This window comes from Streptomyces sp. NPDC006510 (assembly GCF_040611955.1).
In the GTDB taxonomy this organism is placed as follows: Bacteria; Actinomycetota; Actinomycetes; order Streptomycetales; family Streptomycetaceae; genus Streptomyces.
In genome coordinates, this window is the sequence record NZ_JBEXPH010000337.1 from 1 (window position 1) to 5,368 (window position 5,368).

A 5,368-nucleotide genomic window follows, 5' to 3' on the forward strand; every position below is an offset into this window, starting at 1 on the left:
CACCAACCGCTCACCCACCAACTCCACCGAACCCGCGTCATACAAATCCGTCGCATACTCGATCGTGATGTCCAACCCACCCGGCCGACCATCACCAGTACGACGCTCCGCGAACGAGAACGTCAGATCGAACTTGGCGAACCGCAGCCAGGTGAACTCCGATTGGGTTTCCAGCTCCCCGGCGACGAGCGTCGGAGTGGCCGCGTCGGTCAGTGTCAGCATGACCTGGAAGAGTGGGTGCCGGGCGGCGGACCGGTCCGGGTTGAGGGCCTCGACCAGCCGGTCGAAGGGCAGGTCCTGGTGGCTCCAGGCGGCGAGGTCGGTCTCCCGGACCCGGGTCAGCAGCTCACGGAAGCTCGGATCGCCCGTCAGATCCGTGCGCAGCACGAGGGTGTTGACGAAGAAGCCGACCAGGTCGTCGAGCGCCTGATCCGTACGGCCGGCGATCGGCGATCCGAGCGGGATGTCGTACCCGGCACCGGAACGCGACAGCAGCGTCGACACCGCGGCCTGGGCCACCATGAACACCGAGGCGCCCGATTCGCGTGCCAGCTCCGCGAGCGTGGAATGGACGTCCTCGGAGAGGTGCACGGTGTGGGTGGCGCCGCGGTAGGAGGCGACGGCCGGCCGCGGCCGGACGGCGGGCAGTGTGACCTCCTCCGGGAGGTCGGCCAACGTCCGGCGCCAGTAGTCGAGTTGCCGGGCGGCGACGCTCTCCTGATCCGCGGGGTCACCGAGCACGCCGCGGTGCCAGAGTGCGTAGTCCGCGTACTGGGCGGGCAGCGGTTCCCAGGCCGGGCGCTCACCGCGTGAGCGGGTCGCGTAGGCGGTGCTCAGGTCGCGCATCAGCGGCTGGTAGGACCAGCCGTCGGAGACGATGTGGTGCATGACCACCAGGAGTACGTGGTCGTGCTCACCGAGGCTGAACAGCCGTGCGCGGAACGGCAGATCGGCCGACAGGTCGAAGACGCGCTCGGACTCGGCGGTGAGCAGCGCGGCGACGCTCTCCTCGGTCGCCGGGGTGACCGGCAGTGCCACCCGGACGCTGTCGGCGGGCAGGATCCGCTGGTAGGTCTCTCCCTCGGCCTGGCCGAACACCGTGCGCAGGCTCTCGTGCCGTCCCGCGACATCGGTGAACGCGGACTCCAGGGCCGCGACATCGAGGTCACCCCGCACCCGGACGGCGAGCGGGATGTTGTACGTCGCCGACGGGCCCTCCAACTGGTCGAGGAACCAGAGCCGTTGCTGGGCCGCCGAGAGCGGCAGGGGTTCGGGCCGCTCCTGTGCGGTAAGGGCCGGGCGGGCGGACTCCCCGCCGCCGGTGGCGACGTACTCGGCGAGCAGGGCCACGGTCGGGAACTCGAAGAACTGCCGCAGCGTCAGCTGGACATCGAGTACGGTGCGCACCCGGCTCACCAGCCGGGTCGCCAGCAGCGAGTGGCCGCCGACGGTGAAGAAGTCGTCGTCGATGCCGATCGACGGCACGCCGAGGGAGTGGGCGAACAGGCCGCAGAGGACCTCCTCGACAGGGTTGCGCGGGGCCCGGCCGCCGGATGCCGCGCCGGCCCGGGGGGCAGGCAGTGCGCGCCGGTCCAGCTTGCCGTTCGGGGTCAGCGGCAGGGTCCCCATCGGGACCACCGCCGAGGGCACCATGTACTCGACGAGCTGCTCGCCCGCGTACCGGAGGAGTTCGGCTCCGTCCAGGACGCCTTCCTCGGCGGGTACGGCGTAGGCGACCAGGCGCTTGTCGCCGGGCCGGTCCTCGCGGACGATGACGGCGGCCTGGGCGACGGAGGGGTGGCGCACCAGTACGGTCTCGATCTCGCCGAGCTCGATGCGGTTGCCGCGCAGCTTGACCTGCTGGTCCGCGCGGCCCAGGAACACGATCTCACCGTGTTCGTTCCAGGCGGCCAGGTCGCCGGTGCGGTACATGCGGCTGCCGGCCGGTCCGTACGGGTCGGCGGTGAACCGTTCGGCGGTCAGGGCCGGCAGTCGGCCGTAGCCCTGGGCGAGGTGCGGCCCCGCGACGTAGAGTTCGCCGGTCTCACCCGGGGTGGTGTGGCGCAGTTCGCCGTCCAGGACGTACATGGCGGTGTTCGCCATCGGGATGCCGAGGTGCAGCCGGTCAAGGGTGCGCACCTCGGGGGTGAAGGACTGGTAACTGCAGAAGACGGTCGCCTCCGTGGGACCGTAGACATGCACGAACGTGGTGTCCGGGCAGTGGTCCAGGGCCCGTTGGAGGGCGGTGGCGGACAGGACGTCGCCGCCGGTCCAGATCTCGCGCAGCTGCTTGAGGCCGTCGATCGCCTCGCTGGCCATGGCGTCGAAGAGTGCGGTGGTGAAGTAGGCGGCGGTCACCCGGTACCGGGCGATGGCGTCGGCCAGCTCTCCGATGTCGATCTTCGGAGCCGACAGCACGACTGCCAGGCCGCCGCGCAGCAGTGGCACCCACAGCTCGTAGGTCGAGGAGTCGAAGGGCAGCGGCGAGTAGGCGAGCACCCGCTCGTGGGCCGCGGCGCCGAAGCCCGGGTCCAGGGCCAGTTCGACGACGTTGCGGTGGGTGTTCACGACGCCCTTGGGGGTGCCGCTGGAGCCGGAGGTGAACATCATGTACAGCGGCTGGTCGGGGTGGACCGTGACATCGGGTGCGGTGGGGGCGGTGTCGGCCGTGGCACTGCGGTCGTCGAGCCGCAGGGCGGGCAGGTCTCCGGCGAAGCCGGTCTCCCCGGCCGGACGGTCGGTCGCCAGGAGGGTGGCCCCGGTGTTGCCGAGGATCCAGGCGAGGCGCTCCTCGGTCTGGCGCGGGTCGAGGGGTACGTACACCCCGCCGCTCTTCAGCACGGCGAGGACCGTGATGACATAGGCGAACGAGCGGTCGAAGAAGAGGCCGACGGCGTCGCCGGGCCGTACGCCCTCGGCGACGAGCCGGTGTGCGAGGGCGTTGGCCGCGCCGTCCAGCTCCCGGTAGGTGAGACTGCGGTCCTCGCGGACGAGAGCGACGGCCTCCGGGGTGCGGGCGGCCTGCGCGGCGAAGAGAGCGTGCAGCGCACCCTCGGGAAGGTTCTCGGCCGTGTCGTTGTACGCGGCGATGTGCGCGGGAACGCCGACACCGAGGGAGAGAGCTGGATCTGCTTGCGGCTGGGACATCTCGACACCTTCTTGGTAGCTCGGATCTCGTGGTCTCGCGGCGTGCCGGGAGACCGACGGAGCCACGGTGGATGACGTGCGGATGGTGCGAAGTGGGGTGGTGGGGCGGGGAGTCAGCCGGTACGGGAGGCCATCACGGCGTCGGCCGGCAGCAGGACGTCGTCCGCTTCCAGGGCGTTCGCGTGGTACTTGCCGACGGAGCTGATCAGCAGCCGGAGTTCCAGGGCGATGGACTCGACCAGCCGGACCAGGCCGGCTTCGGCGTCCTCGTCCACGGCAAGCAGTGCGGCCCGGCCGAGGCCGACGGCGCGGGCGCCGAGCGCCAGTGCCTTCGCGGCCCTGCCGCCTTCCCAGATGCGCCCGCTGGCGAGCAGGCAGTGGTCGGTGCGGCCGATGCGGGTGAGGCACTCGCCGAGCGGGAGCCCCACCTGGCCGAGGAAGGCGGTCGGCGCCCAGGCGGTGCCGCCCTCCGCGCCGTCGACCGTGACGGAGTCGGCGCCGGCCGCCCAGGCGGTGGCCGCGGCGTGGGCCACGTCCCGGCCGGGGTGCAGCTTCACCCACACCTTCACGCGGGGGAAGTTGTTCCGCATCAGCCGGATCTGCTGGCGCAGGATCTCCTCGGTGAAGGTGCCGGGGCTGCTGATCCGCAGCACCGAGTCGCTGCCGGCGCCGAACACCTCGTCCATGGCGTACTGTTCGGCGACCCGGTCGCCGGCCTCGCGGCCCAGGACGGTGAGACCGCCGAGGCCCGGCTTGGCACCCTGGCCGACCTTCAGTTCGAAGGCGAGCCGGCCGGTGGCCAGCAGCGGCTCGGACACCGGGTCGCTGTAGACCAGGTTCCACACCTCGGCGTCCGCGTCCTCGGTGGACTGCTGCACCACCACACCGCCGTGCTCGTAGTCGGCGGCGGCCGTGTAGGCGGCGATCCGGCCGAGCAGCGGGGAGACCCCGGAGTCGGCGGCGGCGCGGAAACCGTTGACCGGCACCACGTTCTCGCCGATGACCATCGGGATGCCGAGCTGTCCGGCCTGCCGTCCGGCCGCCTCGCCCAGGTCGTGGCTGGCGACCTGCGTCGAGCCGAACGCCGACACGTAGAGCGGCAGCCGGGAGGCGAACCCGCCGACCCGCGTGTCCAGTTCGACGTCCGTGTACAGCGGCTCGCGGGCCAGGTCGATGAGCTTCTTCAGCCGCTCCGGCATGAACACCGGGGGCACGATCCTGGCGCGCTCCAGCGGGTCGTACGGGTCCTGGCCGGCCGGGATCGCGCCCAGCAGGCCGCTGCCGTAGGACTCCAGTCCGGGGAAGACCCCCGCCGCTCCGGCCCTGGCCCGGTGCCGCACCTGTTCCTCGGGGAAGCCGACGGCGCTCAGTACGGCGCTCATGCGGACACCACGCCGGGGAGCTTCGGGTAGGCGCTGGCCTCCCAGGCGGCGGTGCGACCGGTGACGTACCGGGTGAAGCGCTCCAGGCCGATGCCGAACCCGGAGCTGGCGGGGATGCCGCGGCGTGCCAGGTCGAGGTACCAGCCGTACTTCGCGGGGTTCTCGCCGGTCTCGCGCATCCGGGTGACCAGGGCCGCGTAGTCGTGCTCGCGCTCGCTGCCGCTGGCCAGTTCGCCGTAGCCCTCGGGGGCGATCAGGTCGAAGTTGCGCAGGACGCCGGGGCGGTCGGTGTCCTCCTGGTCGTAGAAGCCCCGCGAACCCTTGGGGTAGTCGACGACGAAGAACGGGCGGCTGGTCTTCGCGGAGAGGATCTCCTCGCCCTCCCAGTCGATCTCGGCGCCGGGGTCCTGCGGGTGACCGAGCGCCACCAGGTCCGCGGTGGCCTCCCGGTGCGTGGTGCGGCCGAACGCCCCCTGGACCACCTCGCGGAAGGCGTCCCGGTCCCGGCCGAGGAGCTCCAGGTCCCCCGGCATCTCGCGGACGACCTCGTCGACGACATGTGCGACGAGCCGCTCGGCGAGCTCCATCGCGTCCTCGCGGCGGGCATCGCGGATCTCCACGTCGATCTGGTGGAACTCGGCGAGATGGCGATGCGTGACGGCCGTCTCCAGCGGTTCCAGGCGCACGTTGGGCGCGATGCAGAAGATCTTGTCGAAGGCCAGCAGCGATGCCTGCTTGTAGAGGATCGCGCTGGTCATCAGCTTGTACTTGTGTCCGTAGAAGTCGACGTCCACCTGCTTGGAGCCCCGGATGCCAGGATCGGTGACCGGTCCGATGAC

3 protein-coding genes are annotated in these 5,368 nt (G+C 71.4%); all 3 read right to left on the reverse strand.

Features of this window, described 5'->3' with window-relative positions; translation table 11 throughout:
- On the reverse strand, nucleotides 1–3,147 hold a 3,147-nt coding region (locus tag ABZY11_RS42655; protein ID WP_356484333.1), incomplete at its 3' end, for an amino acid adenylation domain-containing protein.
- A 113-nt stretch (nucleotides 3,148–3,260) separates the two neighbouring features.
- The gene (locus ABZY11_RS42660) at nucleotides 3,261–4,529 is read right to left on the reverse strand and encodes a glutamate synthase-related protein (protein WP_356484334.1); all 1,269 of its coding nucleotides are present in this window, start codon (nucleotides 4,527–4,529) and stop codon (nucleotides 3,261–3,263) included.
- Nucleotides 4,526–5,368: asparagine synthetase A (locus tag ABZY11_RS42665; RefSeq protein WP_356484335.1), on the reverse strand; the 843-nt coding region annotated here is incomplete at its 5' end. The genes ABZY11_RS42660 and ABZY11_RS42665, both read right to left, overlap by 4 nt.

Coding starts and splice junctions, on each gene's coding strand:
- ABZY11_RS42660 (WP_356484334.1), bottom strand. CDS start 4,529: ATGAGCGCCGTACTGAGCGCCGTCGGCTTCCCCGAGGAACAGGTGCGG.